Source organism: Rhodococcus erythropolis R138 (assembly GCF_000696675.2).
Taxonomy (GTDB): domain Bacteria; phylum Actinomycetota; class Actinomycetes; order Mycobacteriales; family Mycobacteriaceae; genus Rhodococcus_F; species Rhodococcus_F erythropolis.
The window spans coordinates 4,370,423-4,388,056 of record NZ_CP007255.1 but is presented as its reverse complement, the minus strand read 5'-3'; the positions used below and the strand labels follow the sequence as shown (position 1 = coordinate 4,388,056).

General features: G+C 61.0%; 19 protein-coding genes. 14 read left to right on the top strand and 5 right to left on the bottom strand.

All coding sequences use genetic code 11. The annotated features are described in order from the left end of the window. Nucleotides 1–90: 90 nt before the first annotated feature. Complete coding sequence (locus H351_RS20105; RefSeq protein WP_019747974.1) at nucleotides 91–324, bottom strand: hypothetical protein; 234 nt, start codon at nucleotides 322–324, stop codon at nucleotides 91–93. Nucleotides 325–406: 82 nt separating this feature from the next. Then, on the bottom strand, nucleotides 407–1,414 hold the full coding sequence (locus H351_RS20100; protein ID WP_029255131.1) for an iron-siderophore ABC transporter substrate-binding protein: 1,008 nt from the start codon (nucleotides 1,412–1,414) through the stop codon (nucleotides 407–409). 396 nt (nucleotides 1,415–1,810) lie between these two features. Between H351_RS20100 and H351_RS20095 the strand changes: the two genes are divergently transcribed. After that, complete coding sequence (locus tag H351_RS20095; RefSeq protein ID WP_244891378.1) at nucleotides 1,811–2,365, top strand: helix-turn-helix transcriptional regulator; 555 nt, start codon at nucleotides 1,811–1,813, stop codon at nucleotides 2,363–2,365. Between the two features lie 115 nt (nucleotides 2,366–2,480). Here H351_RS20095 and H351_RS20090 read toward each other — a convergent pair whose 3' ends face one another. Next, complete coding sequence (locus H351_RS20090) at nucleotides 2,481–3,215, bottom strand: hypothetical protein (protein ID WP_003942731.1); 735 nt, start codon at nucleotides 3,213–3,215, stop codon at nucleotides 2,481–2,483. Between the two features lie 265 nt (nucleotides 3,216–3,480). Here H351_RS20090 and H351_RS20085 point away from each other — a divergent pair, with 265 nt between their 5' ends. From H351_RS20085 to H351_RS20065, 5 genes are all read left to right on the top strand, one after another. Further along, on the top strand, nucleotides 3,481–3,837 hold the full coding sequence (locus H351_RS20085; RefSeq protein ID WP_029255132.1) for a YraN family protein: 357 nt from the start codon (nucleotides 3,481–3,483) through the stop codon (nucleotides 3,835–3,837). Next, nucleotides 3,837–5,345, top strand: a complete 1,509-nt coding sequence (locus H351_RS20080; RefSeq protein WP_029255133.1) for a YifB family Mg chelatase-like AAA ATPase — start codon at nucleotides 3,837–3,839, stop codon at nucleotides 5,343–5,345. Before H351_RS20085 ends, H351_RS20080 begins: the two co-directional genes overlap by 1 nt. Continuing rightward, entirely contained in the window at nucleotides 5,342–6,469 is a 1,128-nt protein-coding gene (gene dprA, locus H351_RS20075; RefSeq protein WP_029255134.1) for a DNA-processing protein DprA, read from the top strand. The genes H351_RS20080 and dprA overlap by 4 nt, the downstream gene beginning before the upstream one ends. A 403-nt stretch (nucleotides 6,470–6,872) precedes the next feature. After that, complete coding sequence (locus tag H351_RS20070; RefSeq protein WP_003942721.1) at nucleotides 6,873–7,232, top strand: histone-like nucleoid-structuring protein Lsr2; 360 nt, start codon at nucleotides 6,873–6,875, stop codon at nucleotides 7,230–7,232. A 295-nt stretch (nucleotides 7,233–7,527) separates the two neighbouring features. Next, nucleotides 7,528–8,298 (top strand): siderophore-interacting protein, encoded by a 771-nt coding sequence (locus H351_RS20065; RefSeq protein ID WP_029255135.1) that lies wholly within the window; start codon nucleotides 7,528–7,530, stop codon nucleotides 8,296–8,298. On the opposite strand, the gene H351_RS20060 is transcribed toward H351_RS20065, so the two are convergent. Beyond that, a complete protein-coding gene (locus tag H351_RS20060) occupies nucleotides 8,295–9,467 on the bottom strand; it encodes a multidrug effflux MFS transporter (protein WP_029255136.1) in 1,173 nt (390 codons plus the stop codon). The genes H351_RS20065 and H351_RS20060 overlap by 4 nt on opposite strands. 84 nt (nucleotides 9,468–9,551) lie before the next feature. Here H351_RS20060 and H351_RS20055 point away from each other — a divergent pair, with 84 nt between their 5' ends. Together H351_RS20055 and H351_RS20050 are read left to right on the top strand one after the other, a co-directional pair. Then, complete coding sequence (locus H351_RS20055; protein ID WP_029255137.1) at nucleotides 9,552–10,478, top strand: tyrosine recombinase XerC; 927 nt, start codon at nucleotides 9,552–9,554, stop codon at nucleotides 10,476–10,478. 122 nt (nucleotides 10,479–10,600) lie between these two features. Next, the gene (locus H351_RS20050) at nucleotides 10,601–11,710 is read left to right on the top strand and encodes a MinD/ParA family ATP-binding protein (RefSeq protein ID WP_019747985.1); all 1,110 of its coding nucleotides are present in this window, start codon (nucleotides 10,601–10,603) and stop codon (nucleotides 11,708–11,710) included. Nucleotides 11,711–11,735: 25 nt separating this feature from the next. Here the strand turns inward: H351_RS20050 and H351_RS20045 are convergent, their stop codons facing one another. Next, on the bottom strand, nucleotides 11,736–12,236 hold the full coding sequence (locus tag H351_RS20045; RefSeq protein ID WP_037119391.1) for a M23 family metallopeptidase: 501 nt from the start codon (nucleotides 12,234–12,236) through the stop codon (nucleotides 11,736–11,738). A gap of 307 nt (nucleotides 12,237–12,543) precedes the next feature. Here H351_RS20045 and rpsB point away from each other — a divergent pair, with 307 nt between their 5' ends. From rpsB to H351_RS20015, 6 genes are all read left to right on the top strand, one after another. After that, complete coding sequence (gene rpsB, locus H351_RS20040) at nucleotides 12,544–13,401, top strand: 30S ribosomal protein S2 (RefSeq protein WP_003942709.1); 858 nt, start codon at nucleotides 12,544–12,546, stop codon at nucleotides 13,399–13,401. Nucleotides 13,402–13,553: 152 nt separating this feature from the next. Next, nucleotides 13,554–14,381, top strand: coding sequence for a translation elongation factor Ts (gene tsf, locus H351_RS20035; RefSeq protein WP_019747987.1), 828 nt, complete (start codon nucleotides 13,554–13,556; stop codon nucleotides 14,379–14,381). A gap of 200 nt (nucleotides 14,382–14,581) precedes the next feature. Then, nucleotides 14,582–15,310, top strand: a complete 729-nt coding sequence (pyrH, locus tag H351_RS20030) for a UMP kinase (RefSeq protein WP_019747988.1) — start codon at nucleotides 14,582–14,584, stop codon at nucleotides 15,308–15,310. A gap of 43 nt (nucleotides 15,311–15,353) precedes the next feature. Continuing rightward, on the top strand, nucleotides 15,354–15,911 hold the full coding sequence (frr, locus tag H351_RS20025) for a ribosome recycling factor (RefSeq protein WP_003942777.1): 558 nt from the start codon (nucleotides 15,354–15,356) through the stop codon (nucleotides 15,909–15,911). A 48-nt stretch (nucleotides 15,912–15,959) separates the two neighbouring features. After that, complete coding sequence (locus H351_RS20020; RefSeq protein WP_003942673.1) at nucleotides 15,960–16,856, top strand: phosphatidate cytidylyltransferase; 897 nt, start codon at nucleotides 15,960–15,962, stop codon at nucleotides 16,854–16,856. A gap of 6 nt (nucleotides 16,857–16,862) precedes the next feature. Next, entirely contained in the window at nucleotides 16,863–17,591 is a 729-nt protein-coding gene (locus H351_RS20015; protein ID WP_029255139.1) for a class I SAM-dependent methyltransferase, read from the top strand. Nucleotides 17,592–17,634: the final 43 nt, after the last annotated feature.

The following is a 17,634-nucleotide window of genomic DNA, read 5'->3' as shown; positions in this document are numbered from 1 at the left end:
CTCCCACATAGTTCACAGCCGAACCGATCGGTCCGGTGTGTCGTGCAGGAATGACCATGCGCTCCGTCAGTGGTTGTGTGCAACCTCTTTTCAGGTGCGCAGACCGTCTGCGAGTTCGTAGATTCGTCCGACGTACTTTTCCTGGAAGGCTTTTCGGGCAGCATCTGCTTGTTGCCGTGCGCCCATCCTGGCGTAGAGGTACTCGAGTTGAACCAAGCTCTCGCCGATGTCGACGCGTCGCTGGTCGAGAACCGTCAACTCGTCGACCAGCCGAGCCAGATCGAGTCGTGCAAGATCCAGCGCTGTTTCCGGTACCTCGTCCATGGTGATCCTCGATGTCCGTGAGTGCTTCCTGGGTTTGAGGCTAGCATCATTCGAACATATTTTCGATACCTGGAATTGTTGGTTACTTCGACAATGTGGCGGTCAGTTGGTCTATGGCGTACGGAATGCTCAGGACGGTATTGCCGGACATCGCCGCGCCGACGGGTGGATCTGCGGTGTATCGCACGACTATCGCATTTCCGTTTTTCACAGCGGGTAGCCGCTGGTAGAGAGTGTTGCCGGGGAGGGCCTTCTCTCCCTCCGGATCGGCCATCACGATCAAACGATCAACGGGTTCGAGGATGTCGTATCGCTCGTTCGGCAGCCAGTCGCCGAACTGGTCGCCGACAAATGCGTCGACCGTCGGGGGGAGGGTGAATCCGAGTGACGAGAGGAAGATGCCGCGTGGGTCGTGCGACGAGAACACGTATCCCTCGGGAGTGTCGAGGTTGACGATCGTTGCGGTTTGCCCGGAAAACTCCGGGTGTGCAGCGCGAGCGGTGGCAAACGCGTTTTCGGTATCCGCGATCAGTTGCTGAGCTTGTGGTTCTTTGCCGAGGGCGCGCCCGGCGGTGAGCGTCATGTCGGTCCACGGCGTTGTGTATGCGTCGTAGTCCTTGCTCTGTGCGACAGTCGGCGCAATCGAGGTCAGCTTCTTGTAGGTTTCCGTGTCGATGTCGGCGTACAGCGCGAGGATCAGATCTGGTGCGAGGGAGGCGATTTGCTCGAAGTTGAAGTCTCCGCCGCTGTTGATGTAGGTCGGAGTTTTCCCCTTCCAGTAGTCCTTCGTCCACGGCCAGCTTTCATCCATGCCGGACCCCCACCATTCGGCCATGCCGACGGGTTCAACTCCCAAGGCGAGCAGTGGTTCGTGATCGGTGTATCCGAGTGTCACTACCCGCTGCGGTTCGGCATCGATGGTCGTCGAACCCTGTGCGTGCTCGATCGTCACGGGGAATGCGTCGTTGCTCTGGGTCGCTGATGCGGTGTCGACGCCTTGCGAGGTTCCACAGGCGGTCGAGAACCCGATGATCGCGGCCGTCGTGAATAAGGCGGCGAGGATTCGGGTGCTACGTGAGGGCACGTGCATGCTCCTTCGAAGTGGTGGGCGAAGTGGTCTGAGTTCCGCGTGAAGTGCTGAACTGGTCGCGTCAGCAATAAAGTGAGGCTAACCTTTGCAGGATCGTCGGTCCATCCTTCAGGATGGACTCGGATACGCCCAGAAAGACGCAAAATGTCCACTATCGAGTACTCGACTCGTCCAAAGTCCTTGCTAGCGCTGCCCGATAGTCGCGGACGGACATTCAAAGATTTTCAGGTCTACACCAACGTCGTCGACGGAGTGACTGCGTACGGAGCTCATCGACACCCCGAGAATCAGATCGCCTGGATGAGTGAAGGGACGATGTAGATCGCTGCCGGAGGCAATGTGTGGCACCTGCACAGCGAGCACTTGGTCTGGTTGCCGGGCACCGTTCTCCACGACATGACACTTCTGACGGAGGGGTGCATGATTGCGGCCTATGCGCGTCCGGATCTACGCCCTGCCGGGCCGCGGTGGACTCAGCCACTTGTTCTCGAAGTCGATGCTCTGTCCGCTCAATTGCTGCGCTATCTCGCAGATCGGACCATCGACGATGCTCGGCGGTTGATGAGTCAGGAGTTGCTCTACGACATTCTTGCTGCCGCGCCCGAACGGCACGACGTCCTCGCGGTTCCTCGCAATGCTGCGGCGAGTTCGGTTTCTGCCCGCATCCTTGCCGATCCGGCAGACTCACGGACGCTGGGGGAGTGGGCGGGCGAACTCGGGGTCAGTTCCAAGACCTTGATGCGAGCCTTTGTCGCCGATACCGGGATTACCTTCGGGCAGTGGAGAACTCGAGCACGCATGTACGCATCACTCGAGATGCTCGCGCGGGGTGAGGGTGTCAATGACGTTGCCCCGCAGGTTGGTTACCGCACCAGCAGTGGGTTCATCGCCGCATTTCGGGAAACCTTCGGTACGACGCCGGCCAGGTACGGCGGAAAGCTGATGCGGTGATTTGCTGATGATTTCTTGAACTCGGTTGACGGCAAAGCTTTGTTCGGCAACGTAGAAATGGGCCGAGCTACCAGCATCTGCTGGTAGCTCGGCCGATTTACTAATCTGAACTGAGTTAGCTCATGTTGCCGAGCACATTGCCCAAGACACCGCTGATGACATTGGTCATCGACCCCTGCGGGTCGGTCAGGGAGCCGAATACCTGGCCTGATCCGGAGTTGAGTGAGCCGAAGCCCATGTCCTCGAGGCTTCCGGCGCCCGCCTCGACGGGGTTCGGCTGCCGGATGGTGACGCAGACGCCCATCGGATTGATGTTCCAGTCGCCCGCCGCCAGCACAATGTTGGTGCCGGCGCCGCTGTCGAGCTGCGTGCCTACAACTGCGTTATCGGGAACTTTGTAGGTGGTTTCCAAAGCGATGACGCCGCCGCCCGCAGTGGTCCATCCGCCGCCCTTTGCCACCACGGAGTTGTTGCCGACAACGACGGTCTTGGTGACGTCGTCCCACTTCTGGTCGCCGATAAGCCATTTGACGTTCAGGCGAGCCTTGACCAGCTGGAATCCTGCCGGGTGGAAATCGCGGATCTGATTGACGAGGGCTCCGGAACCGGAAACCTTGGTGATGTAGGTGACCGTCTGACCCGCGGCGACCTTGCCATCGCCGACAACCTCCTTGCTGACGGTGTACGGCGTCCCGAGGGAACCGGCCCAACTGTCGGTGACCGACTGGTTGAGCGCGCATGCCGGTGCTGCTTGCGCCACCGAGGCTCCAAGTCCAACAGTGACGCCGGCGGCGATGAGAACGAGGGATGTAGTGGTTGCTACTGCGTGGCGAAGTGAGCGGCGGGCCATGTAGAACTCCATTCAGCGGGGTGCGTGACGGTTTGAGCAAAACTGTAACTAGTTCTACTGGACTTTCGTCCAAATTGTGGGGATTTCAGAAAATTGTCACGGTTCGGGTCGACGTTGGTGTGTTGCGCTGCCGAATTCCACAGGTTCTGAGTTGTCAACAGGTTGTTTTCGGGTGGCTTGGTTTTGTGGTGGCGGGTCGAGGGTGGTGGTTGGGACGCGGTTCGTATAGGGCGGGCGCGGGGTCGTGTGAGTGGTGGGGGCTGCGATGGCGAGGAATATGGCGTTGGGTGCTCGGGGTGAGGATGTGGCTGTCGAGTTCCTGATCGATTCTGGTTTGGAGATTGTCGAGCGGAATTGGCGTTGTCGGTACGGCGAGTTGGATGTTGTTGCGACGTCCGGTGATCGGATTGTGTTCGTGGAGGTGAAGACTCGGTCGGGTGTCGGGTACGGGAGTCCGGCGGAGTCGGTGACGTTCGCGAAGCAGCGTCGGATTCGGGTGTTGGCGATGCAGTGGCTCACTGATTCGGGTCGGTCGTGGTCGAGGGTGCGTTTCGATGTGGTGGCCGTGTTGATCGGCCGCGACGGCGTGCCTTCGGTCGAGCATTTTGTGGATGCGTTCTGATGGCGTTGGGTCGGGCGCATTCTGTTGCGGTCAGTGGCGTGGACGGGCAGATCGTGGAGATCGAGGCGGATATCGGGCGCGGGTTGCCTGCGGTGCATTTGGTGGGGCTGCCTGATACTGCGTTGCACGAGTCGCGTGATCGGATTCGGGCCGCGGTGACCAATTCTGGTGAGGAGTGGCCGGACAGCAAGGTGATTTTGGCGTTGTCGCCGGCGACGTTGCCGAAGGTGGGCAGTGTTTACGATTTGGCTTTGTCGTTGTCGGTTCTCGATGCGGCGAAGAAGTTGCCGCGGAAGTTGTTGCGGGAGACTGTGTTTTTGGGGGAGTTGGCGCTCGACGGGCGTTTGCGGACGGTGCGTGGTGTGTTGCCTGCGGTGCTTGCGGCGAAGCGGGCGGGGTGGGGGACTGTGGTGGTTCCAGTTCGGGCGTTGGCTGAGGCGGGCCTGGTGAAGGGGATCGAAGTGCTGGGAGCTGACGATCTGTCTGCGGTGATCGGGTGGTTGCGTGGTGAGTTGGCGCTGGCTGTTCCTGATGTTTTCGAGCGTGCGGATGTGGTGACGGTGCGTGATTTGAGTGAGGTTGTCGGGCAGACGGATGCTCGGTGGGCGATCGAGGTTGCTGCGGCGGGTGCGCATCATTTGATGTTGACGGGTCCGCCGGGGATCGGGAAAACGATGTTGGCGCAGAGGCTTCCGGGGATTCTTCCGCCGTTGACGGAGGGGGAGTCGTTGGAGGTGACGGCGATTCATTCGGTGGCGGGGGTGTTGCCGGAGGATCGGCCGTTGATCGATATGCCGCCTTTCATTGCGCCGCATCACAGTTCGTCGGTCAGTTCGCTGGTGGGTGGTGGCAGTGGGATGGCTCGTCCTGGTGCGGTCAGCCGCGCCCATCGCGGCGTGCTGTTTCTCGACGAATGTGCCGAGATCGGGGTGAAGGTGCTCGAAGCGCTACGCACGCCACTCGAAGACGGGGAAGTGCGAATCGCCCGGCGGGACGGAGTTGCGCGGTACCCGGCGCGGTTCCAGCTGATCCTGGCCGCCAATCCCTGCCCATGCGCGCCGCCGCGAGACGCGGACTGCGTCTGCGCACCCGCGGCGCGTCGCCGTTACCTGGGGAAATTGTCCGGCCCGCTCTTGGACCGAGTCGACATCAGGGTCCGGATGCAGGCCGTTGCAACCGGAGCGCTGATCGACGAAGTAGGGGAAAGTACCGGCGATGTTCGTGCGCGCGTGGCGGCGGCTCGAGACACTGCAGCCCAGCGGTGGAGTGAGTACGGGTGGCGGACCAACGCGGAAGTACCAGGGCCGGCGTTGAGACAGAAGTTCAGACTCTCGCGTGCGGCGCTGGCGCCGGTGGAACGGGCGCTGCGCAAAGGTGTCATCACTGCTCGTGGGGCGGACCGAGCGTTGCGGGTTGCCTGGAGTGTCGCCGATCTGGCAGGTGAGGCGATGCCCGGACCAGACCAAGTTGTCACCGCACTCGACTTCCGAGACAGGGGATTCCAATGACTGCGCACGATCCGCGACTACTCGCTTGGGCATATCTGTCCCGCGTCGTGCAGGGCCCAAGCGCGTATATGTCCATGTTGATCTACGAGCTCGGGGTCGAAGAAACTGCGAGGGCGGTCCGCAACGGCGATCTGCCACCCGCGATCGAGGAGAAGACACGAGCCCGCGCTCACATCGACACAGCCCAACGAGACCTCGACCTGATGGAGGCGATGGGTGGCAGGCTCGTAACACCGAACTGCGCCGATTGGCCGGCGTGGCGAATGCTTTCCTTCGACGGACTCGATGCCTCCGGGGGTGAGACGGCGCCATTTGTGTTGTGGGTGTTGGGGTCCGGGGATTTGGTTGATCTGACCGAGAGATCGGTTGGGATTGTCAGCACGCGAGCATCTACTGCGTACGGCGAACACGTGACGGCAGAGATTGCCGGTGACCTCGCTGTCGACGGATGGACCGTGATTTCCGGGGCGGCCTTCGGTATCGACGGGGCCGCGCACCGCGCTGCATTGGGCGTAGGTGGAAACACACTGGCTGTCTTGGCCTGTGGGGTCGATCGAGCGTATCCGTCAGGGCATACGCGACTACTCAAACAGATAGCGAGTTCGGGTGCAGTGATAAGTGAATATCCACCGGGCACAACACCTGCAAAGTTCCGGTTTCTGGCAAGGAATCGACTGGTAGCTGCGTTGTCGGACGGAGTAGTGGTGGTCGAGGCGGGTTGGCGCAGTGGTGCACGCAATACCGCCAATTGGGCCCGGAAATTGGGCCGGCCGGTAATGGCGGTGCCCGGGCCGGTTACTTCGGCATCGTCGACCGGATGTCACCGGATGATCCGCGAAGGTGAAGCGCAACTCGTTTCCAATGCCGTGGATGTAGTCGAAGCGTCAGGTCCATTTGGTGTCGGGGATTCCGCGGAGGATGCAGCCGCTACACGTGACATCGACGCATTGCGGGGCAATTCTCGATTGGTATACGAAGCATTGCCGGGAACAGGTTCACGTAGTACGCGTGAGCTGTCCGAGGAATCGGGATTGCTCATAACGCAGGTTCGTGCAACTCTTCCTCTGCTCGAACTCGAGGGGTTTGCGAGTTCGGATTCGAGTGGATGGTTTCGGACGCGGTAGCGCGTGAACTTGATTGTGCTCGTCCGGTGGGCGGGTGGCGATGCCCACTAACCGTTCCGGCGAGGACGAAACTCGAATACCCTCGCGATGCTGGTAATTGCACGTCAGGACTGCTTTTCGTGAACTCGATCGGCCTGTGTGCAGCGTTATTCTCGACCCAGCTTTGCAGACTTGGCCGTGAATTTAACGGGCCTCAGGAAAGTCTCAGGTCAATGTGCTTTGAAGTCTGATTAGTCTGGTTCCCCTGAGTGCGGGTATTGATTGGTTCGTCGTTAACCCGCTGCTAATTCGGACCATTGAGTCTGTTCGGAAATGGCACAGGTTTCCGGACTTCTTTTGTTCATCAACGCTCTATCTGTGTATTGTGAAGGAGAATTGAATCGATCATTGAAAGAGGAGTGCAATGGCTGAGAAGCTGATTCGGCAACTCATCGACGACCTTGACGGTAAGCCGATTGACGATGGATTCGGTGATCGAATTGAGTTCTCTTACCAGGGAACGGATTACGTGATCGATCTGCGCGCCACCAATGCAGAGAAGTTCGACGCTGCGGTGAAGCCGTTCGTCGAGGCGGCGGCGAAGGTGAGCGGGAAGCGTGGCAAGAAGGCGCAGGCTGCATCTCCGCAGGCCACGTCGGGTTCTGGCCGCTCCAAGGAGACGCTCCAGGCCATTCGTGATTGGGCGGGTAAGAACGGTTACGAAGTTGCTCCGCGCGGGCGTATCAAAGCGGAAATCATCGACGCTTTCGACGCTGCACACTAGGTTGAATTAATACCTCCTCTGGCCCCTGGCGAACCTCGCCGGGGGCCAGAGGTGTATTTTACTATTGCTTTGCTGAATTTCTCCGATAGCGATGTGCTGCCTGATCATGCACGAGTCCTGATTCGGAAATTTGGCTGCCACCGACGAATTTACCCGGCAGAGTGGTCGGTTTATTTCGTTGAGCACCGTGGTCTGTCGCGCGCGGGGCGGATGTACCGGGGGAGGCATTTTGTCCATGCGCTGCAATTGTCGTGTACCTTAGTTAGGTAACACTAACTTTTGGAAGGATCTTTCTGTGGCCAAGCCGACAACTGCATTGACGGTTCTGCGGACCGAACAATTGACTCCCCATTTGGTGCGAGTGTTTCTCGGGGGACCGGGCTTCGAGTCCTTCACTCCCAGCGAATACAGCGATTCCTATGTAAAGATCGAATTCGGTACTCCTGATCAGCCGATGCTGCGCACCTACACGATTCGTTCGTACGATCTTGATGCCAAAGAGATTGCAATCGATTTTGTCGTCCACGGCGACATGGGAGTTGCAGGTCCGTGGGCCGCGTCCGTTCAGCCGGGCGCTGAGATTACCCTGCGTGGACCGGGTGGCGCGTTTTCGCCGTCACCATCCGCTGACTGGTATCTCTTCGTCGGAGACGAGACCGCAATACCTGCTATTACTGCTTCGATAGCGAGATTGGCGCCGGATGCGGTCGGCTACGCCGTCGTCGAAGTCGGGGGGCCGGAAGACGAAGTCGCGCTCGATGCCCCAGAAGGTATTGCCGTGACCTGGCTGCATCGCGGAGCATCGTCCGATGCGGTCGGCGAAGAATTAGCTGGCGACAACGCTCCGGTTGTCGCCGCGGTCAAGGCACTCGAATGGTTACCGGGCGAACCGCACGTGTTCATTCACGGTGAAGCACAAGCCGTCATGCACAACCTCCGGCCGTACATTCGCAAGGAACGAAATGTCCCGGCGGCGGCTGCTTCTATTTCCGGCTATTGGCGTCGTGGTCGCACCGAAGAAGGCTTCCGGGTCTGGAAGTCCGAACTCGCCGCGGTCGAAAACTAACTCGCGGTGGCCTTGCCGCGAGTCAGCAACACGAGCGCAACGGCCGCGAGAACTCCGAAGGTGGGAATTGCGATTGCCATCGGCACGGCAGTGTCTTCTCCCGCAATTCCCACCAACGGCGAAACCAGCGCTGCCAAGCCGAACTGGCCCGCTCCCATCAGGGCTGAACCAGTTCCGGCCGCGTTGGTGACCTCTCCTTGGGCGAGAGCGGTTGCATTGCCCATGATGAACCCGATGCTCGAAATCGCCACGAACAGCGGGACCAAGATCAGCCACGTATTCGTGGAACTGAAAACCACGCTGGTACAGAACAATACGGCGCCACCAATGAGGAGCAGGCACACCCCGAAACGCAGCAGCGTGCGAGCTCCGACGCGACCGAGCAGGCGAGTGGTGATCATCGCTGCCGTGACCATTCCGGTGGCGTTCACTGCGAACACGATCGAGAATTGTGACGGACTCAGCCCGAGAACGTTCTGAACGACGAACGGTGATGCGGAGATGTACGCGAACAAGGCGCCGAATCCGAAGACGAATGCGAGCGCATATCCGAGGTAGTGCCGGTTTCGGACCACGTACTGCAGATTCGAGATCAGGGCCTTCAAACCACCGCCATGGCGTCGCTCGGGTGGAAGTGTCTCGGGAACGAGCAAAACCACACCAGCCACCATCACGGCGCCCGCGACAGCCAGGACCCAGAAGATTCCGCGCCATCCGACGGGGCCGAGAAGTGCGCCGCCGATCAGTGGTGCGACCACGGGAGCGATACCGCCGATGATCATCATGATGCTGAAGAGCTTCGCTGCGTCGTCGCCGCGCGCTCGGTCGGCAATACAAGCGCGGGCAAGAACGATGGCAGCGCCTCCACTCAAGCCCTGGACGAGTCGTGCACCGATGAGAAACTCGATGTTCGGCGCCACAGCGCATGCCGCGCCGCTCAGTGCCGTGATGATTGTCGCGGCCAGCAGTATTCGTCGCCTGCCAAGTCCGTCGGAGATCGGACCGATGATCAGCTGGCCGATTCCGAGGCCTGCCATGAAGGTGGTCAGCGTGAGCTGAACGCTGGCCGCAGTAGTGTCGAGTGCATCCGCCATCAAAGGTAGGCCGGGCAGGTACATGTCGATGGACAGTGGAGCGATTGCGGAAATCAGTGCCAGTACACACAACATCTTCAGAGGAATTGCTCGATTCACCGATCAACCCTATCGGCGAGGCAGCTTGCGGTTTCAATCGCGGCGAGCGAGCGTGTGTTCATGACTGACGCATTGCCGGCGAGCTTGAGCGTTCACCTCGATGCGTATGCCGAGCACCTCCGACTGAGCCGAGGCCGGTCGGAACACACGATCCGCGCCTACGTCGGTGACGCGCGGGCGTTGCTGACCCATTTCTCCGCGGGTTCGGAGAATGCAGATCTCGACCGCCTCGACCTAAGTGTCATGCGTTCGTGGTTGGCCGCCCAGAGTGCCGTAGGAACAGCCCGTACGACGGTAGCTCGACGGGCTTCTTCGGCGCGTGGTTTCACTGCGTGGCTCGCGCAGACCGGACGTATTTCCGTCGACCCGGGCACACGTCTGGCGGCTCCACCTGCTCGTCGCACGCTGCCGACGGTGCTGCGTCAGAGCCAGGCCCTCGACGCAATGGATGCAGCGGAAAGCGGTGCGCAGCAACAAGAGCCGCTCGCCCTGCGAGATCGACTCATCGTGGAATTGTTGTACTCCACCGGAATTCGCGTCGGCGAGTTGTGTGGACTGGACGTCGAGTCGGTCGATGCTGATCGACGTTTGCTTCGTGTCCTCGGCAAGGGGAACAAGGAGCGATCGGTGCCATACGGCCTGCCCGCAGAATCGGCACTGAACGGGTGGCTCGAGCACGGACGACCCGCGCTGAGTTCGGATAGGTCCGGGCGAGCATTGCTCCTCGGAGTTCGAGGCGGCCGGCTCGATCAGCGTCAGGCGCGTTCGGTGGTCCACGAAACCATGGCTGCAATTCCAGGGGCTCCCGACATGGGTCCGCACGGGCTTCGGCACTCGGCTGCGACACATTTGCTGGAGGGTGGTGCAGACCTTCGTGTGGTCCAAGAACTCCTCGGACATGCGAGTTTGGCGACCACTCAGCTGTACACGCACGTGTCGGTCGAACGCCTTCGATCCGTCCACGATCAGGCCCATCCACGCGCCTAGATTGTGAAGCGACGCGAGTTCTCGGCCGGTATTTGGTAGCGTCGCAGCTCAGAAGAGTGAACAATCGGCAAGTTCGATCGTCGTGTCGAGACACTCGATGACATGCGAAATCCGGGGGATTCGTGAACCGCCAAGATGTGAAGCACCTGCCGAACAGCGGCCAACCGGCCTGGCTGTCCGAAGCGCCACAACCGGCTCCCGAGCCGGCGCCGACGCCGGAGCCTGTGGCACGACTGCAAGAGGTCTGGACCACGCCACCGCCACCGTCGAGCCAACAGCAGGTGACAAACCAGGATCTGGTTGCCGAAGCTTTACTGAAACGCCCTAAACGGACGCCGCGTGGCGGATGGCGTAGAGGATTACATCGTGCGACCGGAGGTGTGGTCAATCTGGGAGATTCGACCAACGAACAGCGCAACCGTGCACTGGCCGCCCGAATCGAGCAGCCGATCCGTAACGACTACCGAGTCGCTTTGCTCTCGCTCAAAGGGGGCGTGGGCAAGACGACGGTCACGGTCGGACTCGGTGCGACATTTGCTTCGCTTCGTGGTGACTGCGTCGTGGCGGTTGACGCCAATCCAGATTTCGGAACTTTGGCGCAACGTGTTCCGCTGCAGACCAATTCGACGGTGCGCGATCTGATTGCTGCTAGACCGGACATAAAGAGCTATTCGGACGTTCGAGTGCACACATCCCAGTCGTCGAGTCGTCTCGAGGTCCTGGCGAGTGAGCAGGATCCGGCGATTTCGGAGGCATTCAGCGAGGCGGACTATCGCCAGGTCATCGACATCTTGCAGGTCTACTACAACATCATCCTCACTGATTGCGGTACCGGGATCATGCACTCGGCGATGAACGGCGTTCTCGATCTTGCCAATTCGTTGGTTCTCGTCAGTTCGCCGGCAATCGACGGAGCGCGCAGCGCAGCGGCAACGCTCGATTGGCTTCAGTTGCACGGATACGGCCATCTGGTCGAACGGACCGTCGTCGTCATCAGCGCCGCCCGACCAGGGTCGAGCGTGATCGACATGGACGCTTTGGTGGACTATTTCATGCGTCGATGCCGCGCCGTCGAGGTCATTCCTTTCGACGAGCATCTCGCGGAGGGGTCGGTGATGGACCTCGAGTTGATGCGACCGGCCACCAGACGAGCGTTCATGGAACTGGCAGCGATGGTGGCCGACGACTTCGCGGACGCTGTGGGTCGGCACGCCGTTTCCGAGTGGCACTGATTCTGCGACCGATTTCTGCGACCGATCAGCCTCCTTTCAATGGCTTGAGCCTGAGCGGTTGCGTCCGAACGAGTCCGAGTGGATCGAGATACTCGCGTCCACGGCGCAAGCCCCAGTGCAGACACGCTTCGACAGCACACCCTTCGTGCCCTGTTTCGAGGGTTCCGATCACGGACCTGGCGGCGACGCGTTCACCTGCGCGAACGACTGCTACGACGGGTTCGTAGGTCGTGCGTAGGCCGCCGGAATGATCTATCGACACCGTCGGCTTTCCGGCGACCACTCCCGCGAACACCACAATGCCGTCGCCGGCCGCGAGGACGGATTGGCCGGCACTGCCGCCGAGATCGACCCCGCGATGACCCGGCAGCCAATTCTTGGCCGGTTTGTCGAAAGCGCGTTCCACGTGCGGCCGGGGAGCGAGCGGCCAGTCGAAACGCGCGTCTGCCGACGCCGTGCCTACGGCCACACAGCAGGAGATCACGGCAACGACCACTCCTCGTCGAGCTCCGCGAAACATCGTCATTCCTTGATCTTGCGTGGAGTCGCACGCGCTTCAATGCAGATCAGACGGGTAATCCACAGGATGACCGCCGATCCACAACCGCCGGTTCGGTCTGTTGCTTCCGGGGTGGTTATGGCATCGGCGGACGAGGACGTACACTTGTCGAGCGGTCTGTGCTCGCACAGTCCGACTTCGCGCGCCCGCGCACGTTTTCCGGCCTCGGCTGGTCCTGGTTCTCACGAAACAGGTCCGACGGCCGTGCGGGTGCCAGGGCAGGGATCACCCGATCGCCTGCATCAACCGGATTGAAAGTTTGAGGTACACAGCCATGGCTGTCGTAACCATGAAGCAGATGCTCGATAGTGGAACCCACTTCGGACATCAGACCCGTCGCTGGAACCCGAAGATGAAGCGATTCATCTTGACCGACCGCAACGGCATCTACATCATCGACCTCCAGCAGACGCTGACGTACATCGACAAGGCGTACGAGTTCGTCAAGGAGACCGTTGCCCACGGCGGCACCGTCCTCTTCGTCGGCACCAAGAAGCAGGCGCAGGAGTCCATCGCTTCCGAAGCGACTCGCGTCGGAATGCCCTACGTCAACCAGCGTTGGCTCGGCGGCATGCTCACCAACTTCACCACCGTTCACAAGCGTCTGCTTCGCCTCAAGGAGCTCGAGGCAATGGAGCAGACCGGTGGATTCGAAGGTCGCACCAAGAAGGAAATCCTCATGCTCACGCGTGAGATGACCAAGCTGGATCGCACCCTCGGTGGTATCCGCGACATGGCCAAGGTTCCTTCCGCGGTGTGGATCGTCGACACCAACAAGGAGCACCTGGCAGTTGCCGAGGCTCGCAAGCTGAACATCCCGGTCATCGCGATCCTGGACACCAACTGCGACCCCGACCTCGTCGACTACCCGATCCCGGGCAACGACGACGCCATCCGTTCCGCAGCACTGCTGACCAAGGTTGTCGCTTCCGCGGTTGCCGAAGGTGTGCAGGCACGTGCAGGACTGAGCGCCGACAAGGACGCGAAGCCCGAAGCCGGCGCAGGCGAGCCCCTCGCCGAGTGGGAGCAGGAACTGCTCTCGCAGGCAGCTCCGGCTGCAGAGGCTGAGGCAGCTCCGGCTGCAGAGGCTGAGGCAGCCCCCGCCGCAGAGGCACCGGCCACCGAGGCCTGATTCGTTGAAACCGGCCCTGACCAAGAGTTCTTTTGGTCAGGGCCGTTTCACCGTTAGGCCCGAGCACCACCGTCAGGCCGTGCTTCACCGCTAGGCCGTGCTTCACCGTTAGTCCTAGGTCCGAAACAGACACATGAGGAGGCTCGCTAATCATGGCGAACTACACCGCCGCTGACGTCAAGCGGCTCCGTGAGCTCACCGGCTCCGGAATGATGGCATGTAAGAACGCACTCGCAGATGCAGACGGCGATTTCGACAAGGCCGTCGAGCAGCTGCGCATCAAGGGCGCGAAGGATGTCGGAAAGCGCGCAGAGCGCACCACCGCTGAGGGTCTCGTCGTCGCCAAGGACGGCGTCATGATCGAGATCAACTGCGAGACCGACTTCGTCGCCAAGAACGACGAGTTCATCAAGCTGGCCGACGAGATCGTGACCGTCGCTGCTGCTGGCAAGCCTGCGGACCTCGACGCTCTCAAAGCGCTCGAGCTCGACGGCAAGACCATCGACACCGTCATTGCGGAGCAGTCCGCGAAGATCGGCGAGAAGCTCGAACTGAGCCGCGTCGCTTCCTTCGACGGCCCCGTTGCCGTTTACCTGCACAAGCGCAGCTCCGACTTGCCGCCCGCTGTCGGCGTTCTCATCGAGTACACCGGCGAAGGCGATGCTGCTGCTGAGGCCGCTCGCGGCGCTGCAATGCAGGTCGCAGCACTCAAGGCAAAGTACGTCACGCGTGACGAGGTTCCCGCTGAAATCGTCGCTTCCGAGCGTCACATCGCCGAGGAGACCGCCCGCGCAGAAGGCAAGCCCGAGCAGGCTCTGCCGAAGATCATCGAAGGCCGCGTCAACGGTTTCTTCAAGGACGTCGTTCTGACCGAGCAGTCTTCGGTCACGGACTCCAAGAAGACCGTCAAGGCGATCCTCGACGAGGCAGGCGTGACCATCAAGCGCTTCGTGCGTTTCGAGGTCGGCGCCTCCGCTTAATTCGGAGCCCGTACACATGGACCCCGCCTGAAGAGCATTTGCTCTACCGGCGGGGTCTACGTGTACCTGGGGCCTCCGATGAGGCAGGATAAGAGTGCTTCGGGACGAGTCCCGGGGGCTTTCCTATGTCGCGGTGTCCGATTCGGCGGCAGAAGAAGAATGAAGGACCTACAAGGTCTTGTATCGAACTGAGGAGAACAATGTCCGAACCAGCCAACGAACGTCCAGGATTCAAGCGGGTCCTGCTCAAACTCGGCGGCGAAATGTTCGGAGGCGGCAAAGTCGGTCTCGATCCCGACGTGGTCACCAAGGTGGCTGAGCAGATCGCAGAGGTCGTTCGATCGGGCGTACAGGTTGCAGTGGTCATCGGCGGCGGAAACTTCTTCCGCGGAGCGGAACTGCAGCAGCGTGGCCTCGATCGCGCGCGCTCCGATTACATGGGCATGCTCGGCACCGTCATGAACTGCCTCGCTCTGCAGGATTTCCTGGAGAAGGCCGGCGTCGATTCTCGAGTGCAGACGGCAATCACCATGGGACAGGTCGCCGAGCCGTACCTTCCGCTTCGCGCACGTAGGCACCTCGAGAAGGGGCGCGTAGTCATCTTCGGTGCCGGGATGGGTATGCCCTACTTCTCCACCGACACCACTGCTGCGCAGCGCGCGCTGGAGATCGGTGCCGAGGTAGTGCTGATGGCCAAGGCCGTCGACGGCGTCTACTCGGCCGACCCGCGTATCGACCCGGACGCGACGATGTACGAACAGATCACGCACCGCGAGGTCATCGAACGTGAACTCAAGGTCGCGGACGCGACGGCGTTCAGCCTGTGCATGGACAACTCGATGCCGATGATGGTGTTCAACCTCCTCACCGAAGGAAACATCGCTCGCGCGGTGTCCGGTGAGAAGATCGGCACCCTGATCAAGTCGTGAGTGACACCCAAAAAATGATGCAGAACAACATGGAGGAACAGCCGTGATCGATGAAGCGCTCTTCGAGGCAGAAGAGAAGATGGAAAAGGCTGTCACGGTAGCCAAGGACGATCTCGGCTCGGTTCGCACCGGACGCGCGAACCCCGGTATGTTCTCGCGCATCGTGATCGACTACTACGGTTCGATCACGCCGATCACGCAGCTCGCGAGCATCAACGTCCCCGAGGCCCGCATGGTCATCGTCAAGCCGTACGAGGCTTCGCAGCTCAACGCGATCGAGACGGCGATCCGCAACTCGGATCTCGGTGTGAACCCGTCCAACGACGGCAGCATCATCCGCATCTCGGTTCCGCAGCTCACTGAAGAGCGTCGTCGTGAACTGGTGAAGCAGGCCAAGTCCAAGGGCGAGGACTCGAAGGTCACGCTGCGCAACATCCGCCGCAAGGCGATGGACGAACTCGGCCGGATCCAGAAGGACGGTGAAGCCGGCGAGGACGAGGTCGGTCGCGCAGAGAAAGAACTCGACAAGACCACGGCGAAGTACGTGCACACGGTCGAGGAACTCGTCAAGCACAAGGAAGCAGAGTTGATGGAGGTATAGCCTCCTCATTTGCAGTGTTTGTCGTCGGGAGTAGATCAGGGAGTTTGGGTGCACGCACAAGAGGGAACCGCCGGTGGTCCCGTCACGGACGGGCCTACGGGCGGCGCTGAGGGCGCGCAACCGCCGAAGTCGAAGGCGGGCAGGAACCTACCTGCCGCCATCGGCGTCGGAGCTGGTCTCGGAGCCTTGGTCATCGGCACTTTGATCTTCCTGCCCCCGGGATGGATCGCTGTCGTCGCGATCGCGATGTTCATCGCGACGTGGGAGGTCACAACGCGGCTTCGTGAAGCCGACATCGAGGTGCCGCGAATTCCCCTTCTCGTCGGAGGGCAAGCCACGATCTGGCTCGGCTGGCCGTGGGGACCGGTCGGGGTGCTCAGCGGATTCACCGCAACCGTCCTGGTGTGCATGGTGTGGCGGTTGTTCGACCACGGGCTCAAGGCGACCCCGAAGAACTTCCTGAGAGACACCTCCATCACGGTGTTCGTTCTGGCGTGGATCCCGCTGTTGGCGTCATTCGGTGCGTTGATGGTGCTCGAAGACGACGGCCCGGGTCGCGTTTTCGTCCTGATGATCGGTGTCGTGTGCTCCGACATCGGCGGTTACGCGGCCGGAGTGCTGTTCGGGAAGCACCCGATGGTGCCGGCTGTGAGTCCGAAGAAGTCCTGGGAAGGATTCGTCGGCTCCCTCATTTTCTGCGTCATCGGCAGTCTGCTTTCGGTGACGTTGATCCTCGACGCGAACTCGATGATCGGCGTCCTGCTCGGTGTCGTCCTGGTGGTAGTCGCGACGGTCGGCGACCTGATCGAATCGCAGATCAAGCGTGAACTCGGCATCAAGGACATGGGAACCCTGCTTCCCGGCCACGGCGGAATCATGGATCGCCTGGATTCACTCCTGCCGTCGGCATTTGTCACCTGGCTGATTCTGTACGCACTCGTCTGATTTCGCGTGCGTGATTTCTTCTCCGGCCGTTCCAAGCCGATCCCCAGCCCGAACATCTGGCATTGGCCGGACGTGTACGAAATCGAGAACCGCGCGCAGGACGTCGACGGTTCCATTTGGGCCGCGATGCGAGCCCAGGTCGACTGGTCTGGACGCGACGTCGTCGACGTCGGCTGTGGGGCGGCGTTCCATCTACCGGAGTTCGCTCGTACTGCCCGTCGTGTTGTCGGAGTGGAGCCGCACGCACCGCTGGTGAAGGCCGCGCGGGAACGAACCCGCGATTCGGCGTCGATCGACGTAGTCCAGGGTTCAGCAGAGTCCACGGGTCTGGTGGATGCTTCAGTCGATCTCGTTCATGCCCGTACGGCGTACTTTTTCGGCAAAGGCTGCGGCCCGGGAATTCGTGAAGCCATGCGCATCCTGAGGCCCGGGGGAGCCCTGCTGATCGTGGATCTCGATGTGAGCGCCGGCCCGTACGGAGAGTGGATGAGGGCGGATCTGCCCAAATACGATCCCGCGGCGGTCGAAGGATTCTTCGAGGCTCAAGGGTTCTCGCTCACGCGTGTCGACGCCCGGTGGGAGTTCGAGAATCGAGACGACTTGCGGCGGGTACTCGGAATCGAGTTCACCGAGAAGACTGCCGAGCGTGCGTTCTCGCAAGTAACGGGATTGGGCTTCACGGTGCGATACCGGATCCATGTTCGGTCCAAACCACGATCACTCGAACTTGCGTGAAAGCGGGCTCGAAAGACGAACGTCAGGCGCTCCGACTTGAGCG

What these genes read in the sequence shown, in the direction of transcription:
- H351_RS20100 (WP_029255131.1), bottom strand. Translation starts at nt 1,414, where the DNA reads ATGCACGTGCCCTCACGTAGCACCCGAATCCTCGCCGCCTTATTCACG.
- rpsB (WP_003942709.1), top strand. Translation starts at nt 12,544, where the DNA reads ATGGCTGTCGTAACCATGAAGCAGATGCTCGATAGTGGAACCCACTTC.
- H351_RS20105 (WP_019747974.1), bottom strand. Translation starts at nt 324, where the DNA reads ATGGACGAGGTACCGGAAACAGCGCTGGATCTTGCACGACTCGATCTG.
- H351_RS20080 (WP_029255133.1), top strand. Translation starts at nt 3,837, where the DNA reads ATGGCGTTGGGTCGGGCGCATTCTGTTGCGGTCAGTGGCGTGGACGGG.
- H351_RS20060 (WP_029255136.1), bottom strand. Translation starts at nt 9,467, where the DNA reads ATGTTGTGTGTACTGGCACTGATTTCCGCAATCGCTCCACTGTCCATC.
- dprA (WP_029255134.1), top strand. Translation starts at nt 5,342, where the DNA reads ATGACTGCGCACGATCCGCGACTACTCGCTTGGGCATATCTGTCCCGC.
- tsf (WP_019747987.1), top strand. Translation starts at nt 13,554, where the DNA reads ATGGCGAACTACACCGCCGCTGACGTCAAGCGGCTCCGTGAGCTCACC.
- H351_RS20055 (WP_029255137.1), top strand. Translation starts at nt 9,552, where the DNA reads ATGACTGACGCATTGCCGGCGAGCTTGAGCGTTCACCTCGATGCGTAT.
- pyrH (WP_019747988.1), top strand. Translation starts at nt 14,582, where the DNA reads ATGTCCGAACCAGCCAACGAACGTCCAGGATTCAAGCGGGTCCTGCTC.
- H351_RS20070 (WP_003942721.1), top strand. Translation starts at nt 6,873, where the DNA reads ATGGCTGAGAAGCTGATTCGGCAACTCATCGACGACCTTGACGGTAAG.
- H351_RS20095 (WP_244891378.1), top strand. Translation starts at nt 1,811, where the DNA reads ATGACACTTCTGACGGAGGGGTGCATGATTGCGGCCTATGCGCGTCCG.
- H351_RS20045 (WP_037119391.1), bottom strand. Translation starts at nt 12,236, where the DNA reads ATGACGATGTTTCGCGGAGCTCGACGAGGAGTGGTCGTTGCCGTGATC.
- H351_RS20085 (WP_029255132.1), top strand. Translation starts at nt 3,481, where the DNA reads ATGGCGAGGAATATGGCGTTGGGTGCTCGGGGTGAGGATGTGGCTGTC.
- H351_RS20090 (WP_003942731.1), bottom strand. Translation starts at nt 3,215, where the DNA reads ATGGCCCGCCGCTCACTTCGCCACGCAGTAGCAACCACTACATCCCTC.